General features: G+C 69.9%; 22 protein-coding genes and 2 pseudogenes. 11 read left to right on the top strand and 13 right to left on the bottom strand.

Annotation, left to right across the window (positions count from 1 at the left end):
• Positions 1-219 precede the first annotated feature (219 nt).
• The 4 genes from aspS to OG875_RS14955 all read left to right on the top strand — a co-directional run bounded on the left by aspS (position 220) and on the right by OG875_RS14955 (position 4,361).
• Positions 220-1,983 carry an aspartate--tRNA ligase gene (gene aspS / locus OG875_RS14970; protein ID WP_330174728.1) on the top strand — a complete coding sequence of 588 codons (1,764 nt, stop codon included), beginning with the start codon at positions 220-222 and terminating at the stop codon, positions 1,981-1,983.
• A 207-nt stretch (positions 1,984-2,190) separates the two neighbouring features.
• Entirely contained in the window at positions 2,191-2,721 is a 531-nt protein-coding gene (locus tag OG875_RS14965; protein WP_330174727.1) for a SigE family RNA polymerase sigma factor, read from the top strand.
• Entirely contained in the window at positions 2,714-3,574 is an 861-nt protein-coding gene (locus OG875_RS14960) for a hypothetical protein (RefSeq protein ID WP_330174726.1), read from the top strand. Before OG875_RS14965 ends, OG875_RS14960 begins: the two co-directional genes overlap by 8 nt.
• A 10-nt stretch (positions 3,575-3,584) precedes the next feature.
• Entirely contained in the window at positions 3,585-4,361 is a 777-nt protein-coding gene (locus tag OG875_RS14955) for a hypothetical protein (protein WP_330174725.1), read from the top strand.
• Positions 4,362-4,781: 420 nt separating this feature from the next.
• On the opposite strand, the gene OG875_RS14950 is transcribed toward OG875_RS14955, so the two are convergent.
• The 3 genes and pseudogenes from OG875_RS14950 to OG875_RS14940 all read right to left on the bottom strand — a co-directional run bounded on the left by OG875_RS14950 (position 4,782) and on the right by OG875_RS14940 (position 7,623).
• A complete protein-coding gene (locus tag OG875_RS14950; RefSeq protein ID WP_330174724.1) occupies positions 4,782-5,294 on the bottom strand; it encodes a BlaI/MecI/CopY family transcriptional regulator in 513 nt (170 codons plus the stop codon).
• Between the two features lie 374 nt (positions 5,295-5,668).
• A pseudogene (locus tag OG875_RS14945) lies at positions 5,669-6,403 on the bottom strand (response regulator); the annotation flags it as partial.
• Positions 6,404-6,417: 14 nt separating this feature from the next.
• Entirely contained in the window at positions 6,418-7,623 is a 1,206-nt protein-coding gene (locus OG875_RS14940) for a sensor histidine kinase (RefSeq protein ID WP_330174723.1), read from the bottom strand.
• Between the two features lie 694 nt (positions 7,624-8,317).
• Here OG875_RS14940 and OG875_RS14935 point away from each other — a divergent pair.
• Together OG875_RS14935 and OG875_RS14930 are read left to right on the top strand one after the other, a co-directional pair.
• Positions 8,318-8,614 (top strand): hypothetical protein, encoded by a 297-nt coding sequence (locus OG875_RS14935; RefSeq protein ID WP_330174722.1) that lies wholly within the window; start codon positions 8,318-8,320, stop codon positions 8,612-8,614.
• A 128-nt stretch (positions 8,615-8,742) separates the two neighbouring features.
• Positions 8,743-8,889, top strand: a complete 147-nt coding sequence (locus tag OG875_RS14930; RefSeq protein WP_330174721.1) for a hypothetical protein — start codon at positions 8,743-8,745, stop codon at positions 8,887-8,889.
• A gap of 188 nt (positions 8,890-9,077) precedes the next feature.
• On the opposite strand, the gene metG is transcribed toward OG875_RS14930, so the two are convergent.
• A complete protein-coding gene (gene metG, locus OG875_RS14925; RefSeq protein ID WP_330174720.1) occupies positions 9,078-10,691 on the bottom strand; it encodes a methionine--tRNA ligase in 1,614 nt (537 codons plus the stop codon).
• Positions 10,692-10,845: 154 nt separating this feature from the next.
• On the opposite strand from metG, the gene OG875_RS14920 reads away from it, so the two are divergent.
• Entirely contained in the window at positions 10,846-11,505 is a 660-nt protein-coding gene (locus OG875_RS14920) for a response regulator transcription factor (protein ID WP_330174719.1), read from the top strand.
• 15 nt (positions 11,506-11,520) lie between these two features.
• Here the strand turns inward: OG875_RS14920 and OG875_RS14915 are convergent, their stop codons facing one another.
• Genes OG875_RS14915 through OG875_RS14905 form a run of 3 tightly spaced genes read right to left on the bottom strand, consistent with a single transcriptional unit; the run spans position 11,521 to position 14,405 of the window.
• Positions 11,521-12,102, bottom strand: coding sequence for a hypothetical protein (locus OG875_RS14915; RefSeq protein ID WP_330174718.1), 582 nt, complete (start codon positions 12,100-12,102; stop codon positions 11,521-11,523).
• Between the two features lie 53 nt (positions 12,103-12,155).
• A complete protein-coding gene (locus tag OG875_RS14910; RefSeq protein WP_330174717.1) occupies positions 12,156-13,943 on the bottom strand; it encodes an alpha/beta hydrolase in 1,788 nt (595 codons plus the stop codon).
• A gap of 9 nt (positions 13,944-13,952) precedes the next feature.
• Positions 13,953-14,405 carry a hypothetical protein gene (locus tag OG875_RS14905; protein WP_330174716.1) on the bottom strand — a complete coding sequence of 151 codons (453 nt, stop codon included), beginning with the start codon at positions 14,403-14,405 and terminating at the stop codon, positions 13,953-13,955.
• 233 nt (positions 14,406-14,638) lie between these two features.
• Here OG875_RS14905 and OG875_RS14900 point away from each other — a divergent pair.
• Positions 14,639-15,096, top strand: a pseudogene (locus tag OG875_RS14900) (GNAT family N-acetyltransferase).
• On the opposite strand, the gene OG875_RS14895 reads toward OG875_RS14900, so the two are convergent.
• The 6 genes from OG875_RS14895 to OG875_RS14870 form a co-directional block, all read right to left on the bottom strand.
• Positions 15,047-15,532: an HIT family protein gene (locus OG875_RS14895; protein WP_330174715.1), complete on the bottom strand. Its 486-nt coding sequence runs from the start codon at positions 15,530-15,532 to the stop codon at positions 15,047-15,049. The pseudogene OG875_RS14900 and the gene OG875_RS14895 overlap by 50 nt on opposite strands.
• An 11-nt stretch (positions 15,533-15,543) precedes the next feature.
• Positions 15,544-15,675, bottom strand: a complete 132-nt coding sequence (locus OG875_RS14890) for a hypothetical protein (protein ID WP_330174714.1) — start codon at positions 15,673-15,675, stop codon at positions 15,544-15,546.
• Positions 15,676-15,756: 81 nt separating this feature from the next.
• Entirely contained in the window at positions 15,757-15,948 is a 192-nt protein-coding gene (locus OG875_RS14885) for a DUF397 domain-containing protein (RefSeq protein ID WP_330174713.1), read from the bottom strand.
• On the bottom strand, positions 15,941-16,147 hold the full coding sequence (locus tag OG875_RS14880; RefSeq protein WP_330174712.1) for a DUF397 domain-containing protein: 207 nt from the start codon (positions 16,145-16,147) through the stop codon (positions 15,941-15,943). The genes OG875_RS14885 and OG875_RS14880 overlap by 8 nt, the downstream gene beginning before the upstream one ends.
• Entirely contained in the window at positions 16,140-16,349 is a 210-nt protein-coding gene (locus tag OG875_RS14875; protein ID WP_330174711.1) for a DUF397 domain-containing protein, read from the bottom strand. Before OG875_RS14875 ends, OG875_RS14880 begins: the two co-directional genes overlap by 8 nt.
• Positions 16,328-17,125: a helix-turn-helix domain-containing protein gene (locus OG875_RS14870; protein ID WP_330174710.1), complete on the bottom strand. Its 798-nt coding sequence runs from the start codon at positions 17,123-17,125 to the stop codon at positions 16,328-16,330. The genes OG875_RS14875 and OG875_RS14870 overlap by 22 nt, the downstream gene beginning before the upstream one ends.
• A 169-nt stretch (positions 17,126-17,294) precedes the next feature.
• Between OG875_RS14870 and OG875_RS14865 the strand changes: the two genes are divergently transcribed.
• From OG875_RS14865 to OG875_RS14855, 3 genes are read left to right on the top strand one after another with little or no spacing between them, the layout of a single operon-like run.
• On the top strand, positions 17,295-17,477 hold the full coding sequence (locus tag OG875_RS14865; protein ID WP_330174709.1) for a hypothetical protein: 183 nt from the start codon (positions 17,295-17,297) through the stop codon (positions 17,475-17,477).
• Positions 17,474-17,830: a hypothetical protein gene (locus tag OG875_RS14860; protein WP_330174708.1), complete on the top strand. Its 357-nt coding sequence runs from the start codon at positions 17,474-17,476 to the stop codon at positions 17,828-17,830. The genes OG875_RS14865 and OG875_RS14860 overlap by 4 nt, the downstream gene beginning before the upstream one ends.
• Positions 17,831-17,845: 15 nt before the next feature.
• Positions 17,846-18,466, top strand: coding sequence for an RraA family protein (locus OG875_RS14855; protein WP_330174707.1), 621 nt, complete (start codon positions 17,846-17,848; stop codon positions 18,464-18,466).
• Positions 18,467-18,582: the final 116 nt, after the last annotated feature.

Here is an 18,582-nt window from a genome sequence, read left to right as displayed (position 1 = left end):
CCCCGGGCCCGGCCCGGCCCGACGCCCGGCACCCACCACGTCCCCCGCCCGACCCTCGGCCCGACCCCCGCCCCGGCACCCATCCGGCACCCACCACGTCCCCCGCTCCCCGCCCACCCCGGTCACGTCCCCGTAAACGCGGGGGAGGCGCCCCTGACCCTGCCGGTAGCCTGGTCCGGCCAACCACACCCGCGAAACGCAAAGACTGGATGAACGACGATGCATCGGTACAGGTCCCACACCTGCGGCGAGCTCCGCGCCTCTGACGTCTCCACCGACGTCCGGCTGAGCGGCTGGCTGCACAATCGTCGAGACCTGGGCGGCATCCTCTTCATCGATCTCCGCGACCACTACGGTCTCGTCCAGCTGGTCGCCCGCCCGGGCACCCCGGCCAACGAGGCGCTGTCCAAGCTCACCAAGGAGACCGTCGTCCGCGTCGACGGCACGGTCTCCGCCCGTGGCGCGGACAACGTGAACCCCGAGCTGCCGACCGGCGAGATCGAGATCGAGGTCACCGAGGTCGAGATCCTCGGCGCGGCCGGCCCGCTGCCGTTCACGATCAACTCCGACGACGGTGTCAACGAGGAGCGGCGGCTCGAATACCGCTTCCTCGACCTGCGCCGTGAGCGCATGCACCGCAACATCCTGCTGCGTACGGCCGTCATCTCCGCCATCCGGCACAAGATGACCGCCCTCGGCTTCAACGAGATGGCGACCCCGATCCTGGCGGCGACCTCCCCCGAGGGCGCCCGCGACTTCGTCGTCCCCTCCCGGCTGAACCCCGGCAAGTTCTACGCGCTTCCGCAGGCCCCGCAGCAGTTCAAGCAGCTGCTGATGATCTCCGGCTTCGACCGCTACTTCCAGATCGCGCCCTGCTTCCGCGACGAGGACGCCCGCGCCGACCGCTCGCCCGGCGAGTTCTACCAGCTCGACGTGGAGATGTCCTTCGTCGAGCAGGAGGACGTCTTCCAGCCGATCGAGAAGCTCATGACGGAGCTGTTCACCGAGTTCGGCGGCGGTCGCGAGGTGACCTCCCCCTTCCCGCGCATCCCGTTCCGCGAGTCGATGCTCAAGTACGGCAACGACAAGCCGGACCTGCGGGCGAAGCTGGAACTGGTCGACATCTCCGACGTCTTCGACGGCTCGGTGTTCAAGGCGTTCGCGGGCAAGCACGTGCGCGCCCTGCCGGTGCCGGACACGGCCGGCCAGACCCGGAAGTTCTTCGACGGCCTCGGTGACTACGCGGTCGAGCACGGTGCCAAGGGCCTGGCCTGGGTACGGGTGGGCGAGGACGGCGCGCTCGCGGGCCCCATCGCCAAGTTCCTCACCGAGGACAACGTCAAGGTCCTCACCGAGCGTCTGTCGCTCGTCCCCGGCCACGCGGTGTTCTTCGGCGCGGGCGAGTACGACGAGGTCTCGAAGATCATGAGCGCGGTCCGCGTCGAGGCGGCCAGGCGGGCCGGTCACTTCGAGGAGGGCGTGTTCCGGTTCTGCTGGGTCGTGGACTTCCCGATGTACGAGAAGGACGAGGAGACCGGCAAGATCGACTTCTCGCACAACCCGTTCTCCATGCCCCAGGGCGGTCTTGAGGACCTGGAGACGAAGGACCCGCTGGACGTCCTGGCCTGGCAGTACGACATCGTCTGCAACGGCATCGAACTGTCCTCGGGCGCGATCCGGAACCACCAGCCGGACGTGATGCTCAAGGCGTTCGAGATCGCGGGCTACGACCGCGAGACCGTCGAGCAGGAGTTCGCGGGCATGCTGCGCGCCTTCCGCCTCGGCGCCCCGCCGCACGGCGGCATCGCGCCGGGCGTCGACCGGATCGTGATGCTGCTCGCCGACGAGCCGAACATCCGCGAGACGATCGCCTTCCCGCTCAACGGCAACGCGCAGGATCTGATGATGGGCGCGCCGAGCGAGCTGGACGAGACCCGGCTGCGCGAGCTGAACATCCAGCTCCGTAAGCCGGTCACGAAGTAGCAGGCCACGTAGGTAGCAGGTCACGAGGTAGCCGGTACGAAGTAGCAGGTCACGAAGTAGCAGGTCACGAGGCAGCCGCGCGGCGGCCTCCTGTTTCCCGAAGGGCCCGGAACCGTACGGTTCCGGGCCCTTCGTCCGACGTCCTTCCGCCACCGGGCAACCTGAGAGTGTCCCCGGCACGTTGACCGGTCGTGGAAGACCGAACGGATGGGCGAGGGCGACGAGACGATGGACCCGGGCGACGGCGACTTCGAGGCGTTCGTCGCCGCCCGGGGGCCGCGACTGCTGCGGATGGCCTGGCTGCTGACGGGCGACGCGCACCTGGCGGAGGACCTGCTCCAGACGACACTCGCCAAGGTATGGCCCAAGTGGCACCGGATCTCCGGGGAACGGCCGGAGGCGTACGTCCGCAGGGCGCTGGTCCACACGCACGCGTCCTGGTGGCGCAGACGCTGGCGGGGCGAGGTGCCGCACGGCGAACTCCCGGACGCGGCGGGCTCGTTCGACGCGTACGAGAGCGTGGACCTGGAGCAGTCGCTGGCCGCCGCGGTGCGGTCGCTCCCGGTGCGGCAGCGGGCGGTCGTCGTGCTGCGGTACTTCGAGGACCTGAGCGTCGAGGACACGGCCGCGACGCTCGGCTGTGCGCCGGGCACGGTCAAGAGCCAGTCGGCGAAGGCGTTGCGCACGCTGCGGGCGGTGCTGCCGGTGCCGGTGGACGGCGGTGACCGGGGTGCCTGAGGACGGGCGCGGGGGCGGGGACCCGGCCGGTGACGCGGCCCGGCCCGGCGAGGAGCGTGAGCTGCGGATCCTGCTGGAGCGCGCGGTGCCCCGGCTGCCCGCTCCCGAGGAGCGGCTGCGGCGCGTACGGGAGCGGGCGGCCCGCAGCCGCCGGCGGCGCCGGGCGGCCGGGACGGCGCTGGTCGCGGTGACCGGTCTCGTCGTGTTCGGGGCCCTCCTGCCCGGCTTCCCGGGCGGCGGTCCGGACGGGAGCGCGCCACCCGCGAGCCCCGCCCCGACCGACCCGGACACCGGGGCCGGCCGGGCGGTCCGCTTCTCCGGCCTGCTCGGTCTCACCCTGCGGCCACCGCCCGGCTGGCAGGCACTCGCGGTGCCCGCCGACGCCGGGTCCGGCCGCACGGCACTCCGTGGCTATGTCGCCGGTCGGCGGGTACCGGACGCCCTCGCGCCGTCCTGCACGGGAAGGCCGGGCCAGGACTGCGACCCGGCCGCGACCCTGCTGCCCGGCAGCGTGCTGGTCACGCTGGACCTGGTGAAGTACGCCGGACTCCGCGCCAAGGCACAGGACCCGCCCACCCTCCACGGGCCGGCGGCGCCCTCGGTGCTCTGCCGCAAGCTCGACGGCACCGAGGAGTACGGCGCCCTGCTCGCGGGCCCGGACCCCGGTATGGACCTGGGCATCCAAGTCAGTGTCTGCGCGGCCGGGGCGGGGACGAAATCCCCGATCCTCGACGACGTTCGCGCCATGATCGCCGATGCGGACTACGCCCCCTCCGGAGCGTCCCCGGAGCCCCGCGAGGCTCCGACCACCCATGCCTCGGACCACGGGGGGACCGACACCCATGCGAACTGAAAGGTCACACATGTCTCACCGGGTACGCCCCCACCGCGTGGCCGCCCTCCTCCTCGCCTGCGGTTTCCTCCTCACCGGCTGCGCCGACGGGCCCGGCGCGGGCCGGTCCGCCCCGACGGCGGCGGACGCCAAGGGCGGCAGGGCGTCGGCGGGCACGGACTCGCGGGAGCAGCTGGCGGAGCGGACCGTGACCCCGAGGGAGATCCCGGCGCTCGGCCCCGGGACCCGGTCGGCGATTCCCGTCTCCGCCCGCCAGGCGGTCGTGGTCTCCGGCGACGCCCCGGACTCCAACCGCGCCATGCTGGTCCTCTACGAGCGCGACGCCGACGAGGGCTGGCGCTCGGTCTCCGACCCGTGGCCCGCGCACAACGCCCTGAAGGGCTGGACCGACGACCACCGGCAGGGCGACCTGCGCAGCCCGATCGGCGTCTTCGGCCTGACCGACGCGGGCGGCCTGCTGCCGAACCCGGGGACGAAGCTGCCGTACGACCGGGGCCCGGCCTTCACGATGAGCGGGGTCGGTTTCGAGGGCGAGTCGCTGGCGGGGTCGTTCGACCATGTCGTGGCGATCAACTACAACCGCGCGCCGGGCAACACCCCGCTGGACTGGACCCGCCCGCTGGGCGCGGACAAGGGCGGCGGCATCTGGATCCACGTGGACCACGGCGGCCCGACCCAGGGCTGCGTCTCCCTGCCGCTGAACCGGATGAAGGACCTGCTGCGCTGGCTGGACCCGGAGAAGAACCCGCAGGTGGTGATGGGCGACGTGACGTCCCTGGGCCGCTAGGCCGGCCGGGTCTGACAAATATTGCCGGGCGCGTGCGATGCCCGGCACGCACGCTCTCCCCCCGTAGCCCCCGGGGGGCACGGGAGGTGCCCCCTGAGTTGTCGAAGTCGGCCGAGTGCGCCCGAGTGCGCCCGGTCCATCCACGACGACGATCCTCCGCCTTGGCGATCGGACGCACCGGCGGGACATCAGCCGCTCCGCGCCGGGCGTACGCCCCGCCCCGCCCTGCGGGCGGACGACCCCATGTGTCAGACGCGGCCCAGGCCCTGTCCGGTGGATCGTGCCGGGCTCGTGCGGGGACGGCGGCAGTCGGCGACCTGCGGCGGGTCAGCCGGGTACGGCGGAACCTGGCGGACCCGCGGGTACGGCGGAACCTGGCGGACCTGCGGGTACGGCGGAACCTGGCGGACCTGCGGCGGGTCAGCCGGGTACGGCGGAGCCTGGCGGACCCGCGGGTACGGCGGAGCCTGGCGGACCCGCGGGTACGGCGGAGCCTGGCGGACCCGCGGGTACGGCGGAGCCTGGCGGACCCGCGGGTACGGCGGCAGCCGGTGGGTCGGCCAGTGCCTGGCTCAGGGCCGTCGTTTCGCGTGGATCGAGACGGGCGGCGAAGTGCCGCAGGGCGCCCTCCCGGTCGGTGGCGGCGTCCAGGGCCTGACGCATGAGTTCCACGGTGTAGAAGTCGGCGCTCCGGTCCGCGCCGTAGTGATACGACCGGCCGATCTTCACCCGGCTCAGCCAGCCCTTCTCCCGCAGCCGTTCGGTGACGGTCATCACGGTCGTGTACGCGGGCGTGCGGGGGCCGTCGAGCATGCTGATGAGGGCGTGAATGGTGACGGGGGTCTCCTGTCGCCACACGATCCGCATGATCTCCGACTCCAACTCGCCGAACGGCCTTATCGCCATGAAGCCCTCCTGGGGTTCGTGGTTCACCGGAGGACGTCGGTGTCCATGAGGTTCATGGTGCGTTCGCACGACGCGGCAGCGCTTCGGCCGAACGGCCGGAGCCCATCGGCCGAACGGCCGATACGGGTGGGGGCCGCTCGGGCCGGGGGCCGTCAGACCGAGGGACCGGGGTCCCGGTCGGTGCGCCCCGAGCCGGAACCCCGAGAACCGGAACCCCGTGAGTCGGAACCCCGAGAACCGGAACCCCGTGAGTCGGAACCCCGAGAACCGGAACCCCGTGAGCCGGAACCCCGAGAACCGGAACCCCGTGAGTCGGAACCCCGTGAGTCGGAACCCCGAGAACCGGAACCCCGTGAGTCGGAGCCGTGGGAGTCGGTGCCCTGCGAGAAGGAACCCTGGGAGACGGTGCCGGTGGCCCACGCCCAGGAGGCGATCTCCACGCGATTGCGTACGCCGAGCTTGGACTGGATGTGCGCCAGATGCGTCTTGACGGTGCCGAGTGACAGGGACAGCTCCGAGCCGATCTCCTGGTTGGTGCGGCCGATCGCCACCCGGCGTACGACGTCCAGTTCACGCCCCGTCAGACCGACCCGCGACGGCCGCCGACTGGGAGAAGAGTCCCGGGACGAGGCCGGGGAAGTGTCCCGGGACGTGTGCGGGGACGACGGCGGGCGCCCTTCCCTCAGCCGGCGCAGCAGCGGGACGGTGACGGCCGGGGAGATCAGCGCGTCCCCGCGCCGCGCCGCCCGGACCGCCTCGATCAGCAGTGCCGGGCTGGCGTCCTTCAGCAGAAACCCGCAGGCCCCGTTCTCCAGTGCCCGGTGGACGTAGTCGTCCTGGTCGAAGGTGGTCACCACGACCACCCGCAGCGGGTCGGCCACCCCGGGTCCGGCCAGCAGGCGGGTGACCTCCAGGCCGTCGAGTCCCGGCATCCTGATGTCGACGAGGCAGACGTCGGGGCGCAGCCTCCGGGCCAGCTCCACGCACTCGACGCCGTCGGCTGCCTCGGCCACCACCTCGACGCCCGGCTGGACGTCCAGCAGGAGGCGCAGTCCGCTGCGTACCAGGTGCTGGTCGTCGGCGACGAGGACCCGCGTCGCCGCGATCGCCGGGGAAGCCGGGGCCGCGTCGGTCACCGGGTCGATGTCGGTCACCGGGACGACCCCGCCTCGGCCAGTACGGGGAACGTCGCCGCCACCAGCCAGCCGTTGCCGCGCACCGGACCCGCCTGGAGGGTGCCGTCGACGTCCGGCATCCGTTCGTGCAGCCCCAGTATCCCGAAACCGCTCCGGCCGCCGGTGGGGGCGGCGGGCGGCTCCTCGGGAAGGGTGTTGTGCACCTCCAGCCGCAGCCGTTCGGCCGCCACGTCGACCCGCACCACGACCCGCTCACCGGGGGCGTGCCGCCGTACGTTCGTCAGCGACTCCCGTACCACCCGGTGCGCCGCTGTCCGCACCTCGGGCGTGACACACGCCGAGCGCACCGGGGCCGTCACGGACAGCGTGGCGTCCTGCGTACCGTCCCCGCAGAAGTCCGAGACGAGCGACGCCAGTTCGGCGACCATCTCGCCGGACCGCTGCGGCTCCCCGTCCACCTCCCGCAGTACGCGCACCAGTTGGCGCATGGAGTTCAGGGTCTCGGCGCCGGCGAGCTGGATGTTCCGCAGGATGGGGTCGATCTGTTCCGGGGCGCTCTCGCGGACGGCCCGTGCCGCGTTCGCCTGCATGAGGATGCCGGTCACGTGGTGGGCGACGAGGTCATGCAGGTTACGGGCCAACTCCAGCCGCTCGCGCTGTCGTACGGCCTCCGCGCCCCGGGTCCGCCGTGTGTCCAGGACGCGCAGGTAACTGCCGATCCCCACGGCCGCGCCCACGACGAAGGTCAGTGCGAAGGCGATCCAGAGCGCGTCCGGACTGCCCATGCGCGCCGGAGAGACGACGATCGCGGCACCGAGCGCGAGGGCCGGGAACGGCCGGGCCACCGACCGGCACACCTGACCCAGCATGATCGCCAGACAGACCGGCTCCAGCGAGCCCCAGAGGACGACCGGCCCGCCGGGCAGCGCCCAGACGGTGAGCGCCAGCGAACAGCACCCCGCCGCCCAGGAGCGCGCCCCGAGGGACAGCCGGCGCCGGGCCGGGGGAAGGAACAGCAGAAGCGCGGCGGCCGGGCCCGCCACCAGGGGAACGAGCCAGGCGTTCTCCGGGGTCCGCAGCCCCTTCGTGGACTGCGCGTCCACCAGCCAGAACATCCCGAGAACCACGAACAACGCGGCCGGGAGCAGTCTCCGGGCGGTTCGGGAAAGGGAGTGGTCTTCGGGGGGCGCGACGCCCGGAGCGGCGGGGCGGGTTTCCACGCCATGAGGCTAACCGACCACCACCGGAGCCGTTCACGCCCAGGTGCCCGGGCCGAACGGGCGCAACGGGCCGACCACGGCCCACCTTCTTCACCTGCTCGAAAAACTACACGACGTAGAACTTCTCCATTCGGCGGTCAGAAACTACAGTGCGTAGAAACAAATCCGGTGAGTGCGTATCCGAGTCCGTATCGGTGGCTGATTCACTGCGGGTCGAGTTCGCAGGGAAGGACCGTATACGCGGACATAGAACCTCTTGAATTCCATAAGACCTTAAGGGGCGTGGCGTGCGGAATCTCCGTGTGCGTGAGTTCCCGCCACCCGGACTCCCGGCGGGTCGATGACCGCAGGTCACGGGGTCGGCGCCCGGGAGTGGCCGTCCTCCGGGGGCGGCTGGAATGCCGAGCGGGTGGTTTCGCCCGCGCCAGGTGTGCCGCACGTGAACCGGCCTTTCGGCGAGATTCCGTTGACCGGGCCGCGGAATGATCCTTAATCTTCTGGCGACGGGTCGGATCGAAAGGGCGGGCGCGCCGAGGGATGTCAATGAATGCCAAGGCGCGTCAAGGCGAAGCAATTCGGAAAAGGGGCCTCCCGTGAATTCTCCAGGATATTTCCCGGGTGCTTTTCCGCTGAAGACCGGCCCGGACAGCACCGCGTCGACACCCCGTCGGCACACATTGTTTGAGGAGTTGCAGTGAAACCGATCAGAACGGTCAGCGCGGGATTCGTGGCCGCCCTGACGCTGGGCGCCGTCTCCGTGATCGGCCCGTCGCCCGCGTGGGCGGCGCCCGCCGGGGCTTCCGCCGGGGCCGCGGCCGGCTGTCCCGTGGCTGTCGACGAGGCGGAGTCGTTCCTCGCCATCGGCACCCGCGATCCCGTCATTCTGACGAATTACCTGGGAGTGAGGATCCGCAGCGGGGCGTACGTCGGTTCCGAACTTCAGCGGGCCCAGTACCTCCTGAACGAGCTGAAGCGCTGGTGCAACACCTGATCCCGGCCCGATCCCGCCCTATCCCCCTGATCCTCTGATCCCGGTGATCCCGGTGATCCCGTGATCCCCGCCTGATTCTCTGCCCGCGCCCGATCGATCCCTTTCTCGTCACGACTGATTGGAACGCAGTGAGCCGGATCTTCGTCACTCTCGCCTTCTCCGCGGCGGCGCTTTTCGCGGCCGTGGCCATGCCGTCCTCCGCCGGCCCGTGCGACCACCTCCAGCCCGGCACCTACGCGTACGCCGAGTGCATGAACGAGCACGGCTGGGGCTGACCTGCCTGAAAGCAGGGCCGCCCGGCCGGTCTTCGACGTCACGAGGTCGAAGACCGGCCGGGCGGCCCGTCCGTACGGTCCGTACGGTCCGACGAGTTCCGCAGACTTCCGCAGACCTCCGCAGACCTCTGTGGAACTCCGCAGAACTTCGCGGCACTTCGGGGAACTCCGCGAAGCCTTGAGAACCGCTACGCGGGCTTCTCCTCCAGCCGGGGGAACAGCACCGCGCCCTTCGTCACCGTCGTACCGGCCGGCAGCTGACCCCAGGTGCCCGCGTCCTGCACCCGCTGGTCCGCCAGCGGGCCCAGCGTCTCGTCCGCGCCCAGCGACTCCCACAGCTTCTGCGACGCCTCCGGCATGACCGGGTTGAGCAGCACCGCCACCCCGCGCAGCGACTCCGCCGCCGTGTAGAGGATCGTCGCGAGCACCGCCTGGCCGTCCGGGGAGGTGTCCTTGGCGACCTTCCAGGGCTCCTGCTCCGTGAGGTAGCCGTTGACCTGCTTCACGAAGTCGAAGATCGCCTGGATCCCGCCCTGGAAGTCCAGCTCCTCGCCGATCTTCCGGTCCGCCTCCGCGACCGCCTTCGTCAGCCCCTCCCGTACGGCCTCCTCGGCGACCCCGCCGGACGTCGTCTCCGGCAGCGTGCCGCCGTAGTACTTACCGACCATCGCCGCGACGCGCGACGCGAGGTTGCCGTAGTCGTTCGCCAGCTCCGAGGTGTACCGGGCGGTGAAGTCCTCCCAGGAGAACGAGCCGTCCTGCCCGAACGCGATGGCCCGCAGGAAGTACCAGCGGTACGCGTCCACGCCGAAGTGCGAGGTCAGGTCCTGCGGCTTGATCCCGGTCAGGTTCGACTTCGACATTTTCTCGCCGCCGACCATCAGCCACCCGTTCGCGGCGATCCGGCCGGGCAGCGGCAGGCCCTGCGCCATCAGCATCGCGGGCCAGATGATCGCGTGGAAGCGCAGGATGTCCTTGCCGACGAGATGGACGTCGGCGGGGAACGTCTCCTCGAACTTCCGCGGGTTCTCGTTGTAGCCCACGGCCGTCGCGTAGTTCAGCAGCGCGTCGATCCACACGTAGATGACGTGCTTCTCGTCCCACGGCACCGGCACGCCCCAGTCGAACGTCGACCGCGAGATCGACAGGTCCTGAAGGCCCTGCCGGACGAAGTTCACGACCTCGTTGCGGGCGGACTCGGGCTGGATGAAGCCGGGGTTGGCCTCGTAGTGCGCCAGGAGCTTCGGGCCGTACGCGGCGAGCTTGAAGAAGTAGTTCTCCTCCTTGAGGATCTCCACCGGCGTCCGGTGGATCGGGCACAGCTTCTGCCCCGCGAACTCCCCCTCGCCGTCCAGCAGTTCGCCCGGCAGCTTGTACTCCTCGCAGCCCACGCAGTACGGGCCCTCGTAGCCGCCCTTGTAGATCTCGTCCTTGTCGAACAGGTCCTGCACGAACTCCTGGACACGGTCGGTGTGCCGCTGCTCCGTCGTACGGATGAAGTCGTCGTTCCGGATGCCGAGGTGTTCCCAGAGCGGTCGCCACGCCTCGTCGACGAGCTTGTCCGCCCACTCCTGCGGGGTGACCCCGTTCGCCTCGGCCGTGCGCATGATCTTCTGGCCGTGCTCGTCCGTACCGGTGAGGTACCACACCTTCTCGCCCCGCTGGCGGTGCCAGCGCGTGAGCACGTCGCCCGCGACGGTCGTGTAGGCGTGACCCAGGTGGGGAGCGTCGTTGACGTAGTAGATGGGGGTGGTGACGTAGTACGCGCGCCCACCCTGCTCGTCGCATTCAGTGGCGGCCATGGTCGAAATCCTAACGGTCCGGCACAGGTGCCTTCACCTGGGTTAAACCTGAGATTGTGCTTAAAGAGCCCTGTTCGGGCACAACCGAACCCCCCGGCCCGCGCATCTTAAGGAGGAGAGGTCGGTCGGGAGCGGTCGCGGGGGAAGGAAGATCATGCGGGTGCTGGTCGCCGAGGACGAGGAAATCCTGGCCGAGCTGATCGCCACCGGTCTGCGGCGGGCCGGGTTCGCGGTCGACACCGTCTACAGCGGCGACGCCGCCCTCGCCTACCTGGGCCTGCACGACTACGACGTGGTGGTCCTCGACCGCGACATGCCCCGCGTCCACGGCGACGACGTCACCCGCAGACTCGTCGCCGACGGCTCCCCGACCCGCATCCTGATGCTGACGGCATCCGCCTCCATGGAAGAACGCGTCCACGGCCTCGACCTGGGCGCGGACGACTACCTGGGCAAGCCCTTCGGCTTCCCGGAACTGGTCTCCCGCGTCCGCGCCCTGCGCCGGCGCGGCGCCCGCGCGCTCCCGACGACGCTGGAACGGCACGGCGTCCGCCTGGACACCGCGGCCCGCACGGCCTCCCACGACGGCCGGGCACTCGACCTCTCGGTGAAGGAGCTGACCGTGCTCCAGATCCTCCTGGAGGCGGACGGCAGAACAGTCACCGCCCAACAACTCCTGGAACGGGCCTGGGACGCCCAGACCGACCCCCTGTCGGGCGTCGTCCGCGCCTGCGTGACCCGCCTGGGCGCGAAGCTCGGCACCCCGGCACTGATCAGGAGGGTGGACGCGGAAGGGGGAGGGTACGCGCTGTGAACCCGGCCCCTCGCCTCAGAAGCGGTAGACCTTCTCGCCGTCGGGGACCTGGTAGCAGCCGGAGACCAGCATCAGGCTGAGCCTCGGCCTCTCATCCTTCGCCATGTAGGTGATGTTGACGCTGTGCTTCTTCTCGTCGTTGTCGGCCGTGAGACTGAGATTCTGGTTCTTGCTGGTGTCGGGCCCGTACTCGACAACTTCCCAGCCGTGCTGGGGCAGCTCCGTTTTGAGCCGTTCCATCACACCGTCGAGCTGATCGGCCGAGGCGGGGAAGAGGCTCCACGGGTGAAAGATCCGGAAGTACGTCTCCGGGTCCTTGCCGTCGCACTCCGAGACACCCGGCCCGGGTTCGGTGGCCTTCCCCTTGATACCGATCAGGTCGAAGAGTTCGCTCGACACCTGCTCCGCCCGGTCGGCGGCGTCCTCCGAGTTGCTGGTGCCCGCGCTGGGGATGTCACCGGAGCCCTTGGTGCTCCCGGCGTTTCCCGTGCTGTCGGTGCCGTTGCTCTTGCCGTTGCCGTCGGTCATGGCGCATCCAGTGAGGGTCGAGAGCGTGAGGGAGATGAGGAGCGCGGACGCGCCCAGTCTGATCTTCAAGTCAGGGAACCTCGTCTGGTCGGAGTTTCTTCAGCACCGAGTAGGCGCGCCGGTCACTCGGTCGGCTTCAGTTTGGCGTTGCCACCGTTGCCGGCCACGACCATGCCCTGATTTCTCAGGCTCTCGGTGTTCTCTTTCCAGTAGTCACTATGACCCTGGGTGTCCGTGTTCAACTGGTTCGCGCCGAAGTGGTCGTCGCTCGGAATGATGAAGACGCCAACCCGCCAGTCATGGCCGCCGTGCCCCCAGCGTCCGATGTCGGGGACGGGATCCTTGTCCGCCTCCTGGTTCCAGACGTGGCCACGCGGGACATCCAGCTTCTCCGCGTTGCTCACCTGGACTCCGGGACTGCCGGCCAGGATCACATCGTCCGCGTTCAAGTCGCCCTGCCGCGCCGCCGATCCGATGAGCGTGGTGCCGTACGAATGCCCGATCGCCGTACGGTGCGGGTCCGACGCGCCCGTGTGGGACGCCTCCAGACCGTCGAGGAAGCGGTTGTACGCCGGGGCGCCGTCGTCCGCGTAGTGGCTGAACGGCGCGTCCTTGACTACGTCCTGCGGGGCGTCGTAACCGAGCCAAGTGATTGTGGAGACCGAGCCGTTGCCCTCTGCGGCGGCCACACGCCACACGTTCTCCATCCGGCCGATGTCCCCGGCGATGCTGGCCAGGTTCGATGTCGTGCCCGGCACGTAGACCGCCTGGTGGTCGGCCGTGTCCGGGTTGCCGTTGGCCACGATCGCCCGGCCGTTGCCCTCTGGGCTGAACCCGAGCAGATACGCCTCCGGGAGCCCCCGCTCCCCGGTCCGGTCGAAACGGGCCTGGATGCTCTGCATGCCCTTGAGGGACTTGTTCAACCGCTCCACCCGGTCGCCGTACTTGGCGTTCCACGCGATCCATTCGTCCGTGTAAACCTGTGAAGCACGCCCGCCCACGACCATCCACGTTTTCTCGGGCGGCGCCGGCGGGATCGAGTTCAGTTCCATCTGGAGTCTGCCGCGGTCACCTTCGAAGACCAGCCGGTTGGCCTCGTCCCGTACGGTCGCGGGCAGCCCGTCGAGCGCGCCGACGGTGCCTGGTTGCAGGGAGAGCCACGCCGCCTGCTGTTCCGGGTCAAGCGCGTTCCACCAGGCGGCGTTGACTGCGGGGGTGGCGTCCTTCGGGATATCCGGCAGCGAGTCGACGTACGCCCTGCCCGCCTCACGTACGTTACCCATGTCCGACTGCGTGTCCGCCCAGTCCTGCTTGGAGACGGTCAGGTCGTCGTCGGCCCTGAGCGCGCGGAGCTTCGGCGCCCACTTCGCGTCGGCGTCGGTAGCCTCCTTCAGTGCCTCGACGACCCGGTTGGCGTACGTCAACGCCCTTCCGTAGTACGGATTCGGGTGCTGAGCCATCGCCTGCTGCTCCAACGCGGCGGCCGTCGGATCACCCCCGGCGCCCCCGGAGACCGTCCCGCCCGGGGTGTTTTTCTCCGCGCCGGGCCTACTGCCCCCCGGGTAACTGACCGAGCCGTCCGCCCGCACGGTGCAGCCGTCGGCACGGGCGTCCTCGATCGCCGTGTCCAGCTTGCGCTTGGCGGCGGCCATGTCGAAGGCGAAACCGTTGAGCGCGGTGCCGACAAGGGTGCACTCGGTCTGCGCGTAGTGGAAGTTCTTGGACAGACTCTGCAACTCCCGCAGCGCGGCGGTGACCGCGTCACCTTTCAACCGGTCGCGCATGCCCGCGCTGATCCTGTTGTCGATCGTGTCCTTGGCGGCCATGGCCGTGTCACCGGCGGACCGGTATCCGGCGGCGGCTTCCTCGTACTCGGCGGCCTTGAAGGATTTCAGCGTTGCGAGATCCATGACCCCGGATCACCTTGCCTTCTCGTGGCCACCGACAGGCTCGGTGTCACCGTACTTGCCCTTGACCTGGTCGAGTTCGGCCAGCACGGCCTGATCGGATTTCAGCAGCTCGTGCCCGGCCCGCTCCAGCAGCCCGCCGAGTTCGCCGCAGCGGGCGCTGACGTCACCGACGTACTTCTTCCAGGAGTCGTACAACTCCTTCTGTGCCGCCGCGCTTTGACATCCGGCGGTCTCCCCGAGCCCGGCCTGCCCGTCGTGCAGTTGGGCCAACGCCTTGCCGATGTCGGCCTTCAGGCCGGTGACGCCCTCGCCGGCCCGCACCCACGCCTTCTTGTCCGACTTCAGGCTCTCGGAAGGAGCACCGCCACCGCCCGGATCGGCCGGATGCTGGTTGAGCCGCATCTGCGTGGCGGCGCGCGCACCGGCGTCGGCCTTGAGCCCTTCCCACTCGTCCCACGGCATCCGTGAAACCTCCCCCGTCACCCTGTCTCCCGTTCGCGGGGGACTCGATCAAGGAGACACGATCTACGGCTCCGAGGGGCGAAGTCAAACGATCACACAAGGTGCGCGCCGAGCCTGTCGCTGTGCCTGTCAGGGAGGCGACGCCGTCGAGGACGCACCCGCCGCACCCCCGGCCGCCGTCCGGTCCGTGGAATTCTCCGCTCCCACGGAAACCGCCCTGCTAGACAGCCCCCATGGAGAACGTCAAGATCCGCAACGCACGTCCCGACGACGTGACCGAGGTGTTGGGCTTCTGGCGGCGGGCCGCCGAAGGGGTCAGCGTCAGTGACGACGTCGACGGGGTGACCCGGCTCATCGACCGCGACCCCGACGCCCTGTTGGTGGCCGAGGACGAAGACGGACGCTCGTCGGCACGGTCATCGCCGGGTACGACGGGTGGCGCTGCCACCTGTACCGCCTCGCCGTCGACCCCGACCGCCGCCGCCAGGGCATCGCCGCCGCCCTGCTCGGCGCCGCGCACGAACGGTTCGCCGCACTCGGCGGCCGGCGGGCCGACGCCATGGTGCTGGACCGCAACGAACTCGCCCAGCACGCCTGGCGCGACGCCGGTTACGAGGCCCAGCCGCAGTGGAGCCGTTGGGTCAGGCTCCTTGGCCGAGGGCCGCGCGCAGGCGGGTCGTCAGGTCGGTGATCTCGTCCGGGGTCGGTGCCAGGATCCCGTTCTCGGCCATCAGGGCGTGATACTGCTGCCGTCCGAGCGGCACCCCGGGCGGCAACGCCGCGATGTGCCAGTGCAGATGCGAGTTGGCCTGCTGGCTGCCCAGCGACAGCAGGTACGTACGCTCCGGCCGCAGCACGCTCTCCACCGCCAGCGCGACCCGTCGTACGACCAGCATCAGCCGGGAGTACGACTCCTCGTCCAACTCCCTTACGACATGCTCCACATGGGCCTTCGGCGCGACCAGCACCCGGCCGGGCAGAGTGGGCCAGCGGTCCAGGAACGCGATGTGGGCCTCGTCCTCGTAGACCGTCGCGTGCTCGTAGTCCGGCTCCCCGCGCAGGAACGCGCAGACGAAGCAGGGGCCGTTACGGGCACGTTCCTCGTACGCGACCAGGTCCATCTCCATGGGCGTCGACCTCACTCCGGGTTCGGGGGCAGTTGCGCGCCGATCGCGCTGTCGAGTTCGTCCATCGTCCGCCGGAACGCCCGGTCGAGGTCGACGCCGTACCGGTACGCCAGTGCCCGTTCTTGTAACTCGTGTAGTTCCACCTGCGTTGAATGCTCCTTCCGCACGGCGAACCCCCGGTGCGCACGCCCGGCCTGACGGCGGACGCGCGCCCGGAACGTGCCTCAGACCGTGGCGACGAAGTCCGCCCAGGCGGCCGGGTCGACCACGAGGACCGCGCCGGAGTCGCGGATCTTGCTGTCACGGACGAGCACGGCGCCGGGGTGGCGGTCGGCCACCTCGACGCAGTTGCCGCCGTCGCCGTTGCTGTAGCTGGACTTGCGCCACGGGATGGCGCTCGGGTCGGGGCTAGGCATGGGCCTGCGTGCCGGCGAAGGCGACGAAGTGGCCCCACGCGGCGGGAGTGAGGAGAAGCACCGGGCCGGTCGGGGTCTTGCTGTCGCGGACGGGGATGACGCCGGGGTGGCCGTCGGACACCTCGACACACTCCCCGCCGTCGCCGTTGCTGTAGCTGGACTTGCGCCACGGGATGGCGCTCGGGTCGGGGCTAGGCATGGGCCTGCGTGCCGGCGAAGGCGACGAAGTGGCCCCACGCGGCGGGAGTGAGGAGAAGCACCGGGCCGGTCGGGGTCTTGCTGTCGCGGACGGGGATGACGCCGGGGTGGCCGTCGGACACCTCGACGCACTGGCCGCCGTCGCCGTTGCTGTAGCTGGACTTACGCCACTGTGCCGTGCTCAGGTCGGGTCGGGGGCGCATGGTTTGTTCTCCTCCAGCAGTCGCTCGATGAACGCCACGGAATCTCGCGGCGACAGGGCTAAGTCCCTCAGTAGATCGTAGGACAGCCGTAGTTTCTCGACCTCTGATGGATCTTCGATCAACTTCCCTGCGTGGGCGTCTTCCGTATATGCGACAGCCTTGCCGTCCGGAAGCCAGAGGACGGTGACCGAGGTGCCCAACAGGCCGTGTGGCCCCGCACTGAAAGGCAACACCTGGAGCGTGACGTTTGGCAACCGGCTTGCTTCCAGAAGGTGTTCCAGTTGCCGACCCCACTCCTCGGGGTCGCGGGTCTTGCGCCGGAGTACGGATTCGTCCAAGACGGTGCGGAAGTGTGGTGCGTTCTCACGCCGTAGCAACTCCTGCCGTCCCAGCCGCGCCGCGATCTCTTCGGTGAGGTCGTGCTCGTCGCGCGGTCGAGCTGCCTCAAACACCTCGCGGGCGTAGCCCTCGGTCTGGAGAAGACCGTGAATGGCTCCGGCGGAGTACGCGTACTGAACGGTTGCCTTCGACTCCAACTGCATGAACCGCTTGTACTTGTCCGCGAACGCGTCCTCCCGTGCCAACTGCCAGAGCATCATCAAATGCCCCGCCGTCCCGTACACCGCCTCCAGCGCCGCGATGACCTCCGGGCTCCCGATGCGCGCGCCCGTCTCCAGCTTGTGCAAGTACGCGCGGTCGTACGTTGTCGCCTCACCCAACTCGGCCAGGGACATGCCCGACTCCTCTCGCAGCCGTGCCAGTTCCTTCGCGAGCATCTGGCGTGCCGAGAGCTTCTGACCTGCGTTCGGCCTCCGTGCGACCACCGCAACTCCCCTGTGTCCAAAGGCGACCGGGCTATGGCCAAGCCCTTTTGGACTTGGTCTCCCGAGCCGATTCTTGATGCACGGAACGTGATTGCGCAATAACGGAAGGTTTGCTTCTCGTATGTTCGAACCAGAAACTCGAACGCTCTCCCCGATCTCCAACGAGCTGGCCGAGCTGGACGCCGTCGTACACAGCGGCGGTTTCTGGCGGCTGGTTCCCGAGGCCGTCCCCCGTGTGTACGCACCTGTGACACCTCAGCTCCTGCGGCGCGTTGAGCAAGGACTGAAGCGGGTGGCGCGATGAGCGGCAGCGAGGCTCGGCGGTTCCTGTCCCGGTTGATGAGTGCGTTCGGTACGGATGGGGTGCTGGTGGTGCGGAAGATCGACGGCAACGGCAACGGCAACGGCAACGGCAACGGCAACGACGGCGGCAACTCCACCGACGACGGCGACAACGACAACGACGGGGACGTGGAGCGGCTTCTGGGACCGGGTGCCGCGCTTGCGTGGCCCAAGTGCCGGTGCGGGAGCGCGAAGTGCCCGGACTACGTACCGCCCGCGCCGCCGTCCCCGGCCTCGGAGCTGAGCGCGCGGCTGGCGGAGCGCAACCGGCACAGCCGGCGCGGGCGCGGCGGGGGTGGGAGTGACAGGGGCTGAGTAGGGTCGGGCGCTATGAGCGATGTAAGCGATTTCAAGGACATTTCCCCCACCATCCTCGCCGACCATCTCGGCCGCGAGCACGTGATGGACATCGGTATCCGCCCACTCTGGCCGTCGGTGCCGCGTATCGCCGGGCCCGCGTTCACGGTCCGGTGCGCCGCCGGTGACCACCTCATGCTCCACGCGGCGATCTACCGCGCGGAGCCGGGCTCGGTCGTCGTCGTACAGGCGGGCGATGTCGATTACGCCCTCGCGGGCGGCAATGTCTGTGCCGTCGCACAACGGCGCGGAATCGCGGGGTTCGTCATCGACGGGGTCATCCGTGACCTCGCGGAGGTACGGGAGATGGGCTTTCCGGTCTTCGCACGCGGTGTCGTTCCCGCCCCGGCGGCGAAGGCGGTCGTCGAGCCGCTGAACCAGGAGATCCGGTGCGGCGGGGTGGCCGTGCGGCCGGGGGACATCGTGGTGGCCGACGAGGAGGGTGTCGTCGTGACGCCGTACGGCCGTCGGGAAGAGGTGCTGGCCGCGTCGCGGCAGCGGCTGGCCAAGGAGGCGGCGGAGACCCTGGACGAGTGGGAGGCCGCACACCGCGCCAAGATCGAGGCGCTTCTGGCCGGTGGGGGTGGGAGCTGACGTTCGCCTCGGGGAGCGTACGCCTGAGTACTCGGTGTCCACGAGAGACCACGCGTCGCCCCAGTTCGGCCCGAGCCCGGATCAGCAGTTCGGCCCTGTGCGACGACCGGACGGTC

The sequence above is a fragment of the Streptomyces sp. NBC_01498 genome, from assembly GCF_036327775.1.
In the GTDB taxonomy this organism is placed as follows: domain Bacteria; phylum Actinomycetota; class Actinomycetes; order Streptomycetales; family Streptomycetaceae; genus Streptomyces.
Note: the sequence above shows the minus strand (reverse complement) of the source record. Positions and strands in the feature narration are given on the sequence as shown.

What these genes read in the sequence shown, in the direction of transcription:
- aspS (WP_330174728.1), top strand. Translation starts at nt 220, where the DNA reads ATGCATCGGTACAGGTCCCACACCTGCGGCGAGCTCCGCGCCTCTGAC.
- OG875_RS14965 (WP_330174727.1), top strand. Translation starts at nt 2,191, where the DNA reads ATGGGCGAGGGCGACGAGACGATGGACCCGGGCGACGGCGACTTCGAG.
- OG875_RS14955 (WP_330174725.1), top strand. Translation starts at nt 3,585, where the DNA reads ATGTCTCACCGGGTACGCCCCCACCGCGTGGCCGCCCTCCTCCTCGCC.
- metG (WP_330174720.1), bottom strand. Translation starts at nt 10,691, where the DNA reads ATGGCCGCCACTGAATGCGACGAGCAGGGTGGGCGCGCGTACTACGTC.
- OG875_RS14920 (WP_330174719.1), top strand. Translation starts at nt 10,846, where the DNA reads ATGCGGGTGCTGGTCGCCGAGGACGAGGAAATCCTGGCCGAGCTGATC.
- OG875_RS14910 (WP_330174717.1), bottom strand. Translation starts at nt 13,943, where the DNA reads ATGGATCTCGCAACGCTGAAATCCTTCAAGGCCGCCGAGTACGAGGAA.
- OG875_RS14905 (WP_330174716.1), bottom strand. Translation starts at nt 14,405, where the DNA reads ATGCCGTGGGACGAGTGGGAAGGGCTCAAGGCCGACGCCGGTGCGCGC.
- OG875_RS14895 (WP_330174715.1), bottom strand. Translation starts at nt 15,532, where the DNA reads ATGGAGATGGACCTGGTCGCGTACGAGGAACGTGCCCGTAACGGCCCC.
- OG875_RS14885 (WP_330174713.1), bottom strand. Translation starts at nt 15,948, where the DNA reads ATGCCTAGCCCCGACCCGAGCGCCATCCCGTGGCGCAAGTCCAGCTAC.
- OG875_RS14880 (WP_330174712.1), bottom strand. Translation starts at nt 16,147, where the DNA reads ATGCCTAGCCCCGACCCGAGCGCCATCCCGTGGCGCAAGTCCAGCTAC.
- OG875_RS14875 (WP_330174711.1), bottom strand. Translation starts at nt 16,349, where the DNA reads ATGCGCCCCCGACCCGACCTGAGCACGGCACAGTGGCGTAAGTCCAGC.
- OG875_RS14870 (WP_330174710.1), bottom strand. Translation starts at nt 17,125, where the DNA reads ATGCTCGCGAAGGAACTGGCACGGCTGCGAGAGGAGTCGGGCATGTCC.
- OG875_RS14865 (WP_330174709.1), top strand. Translation starts at nt 17,295, where the DNA reads ATGTTCGAACCAGAAACTCGAACGCTCTCCCCGATCTCCAACGAGCTG.
- OG875_RS14860 (WP_330174708.1), top strand. Translation starts at nt 17,474, where the DNA reads ATGAGCGGCAGCGAGGCTCGGCGGTTCCTGTCCCGGTTGATGAGTGCG.
- OG875_RS14855 (WP_330174707.1), top strand. Translation starts at nt 17,846, where the DNA reads ATGAGCGATGTAAGCGATTTCAAGGACATTTCCCCCACCATCCTCGCC.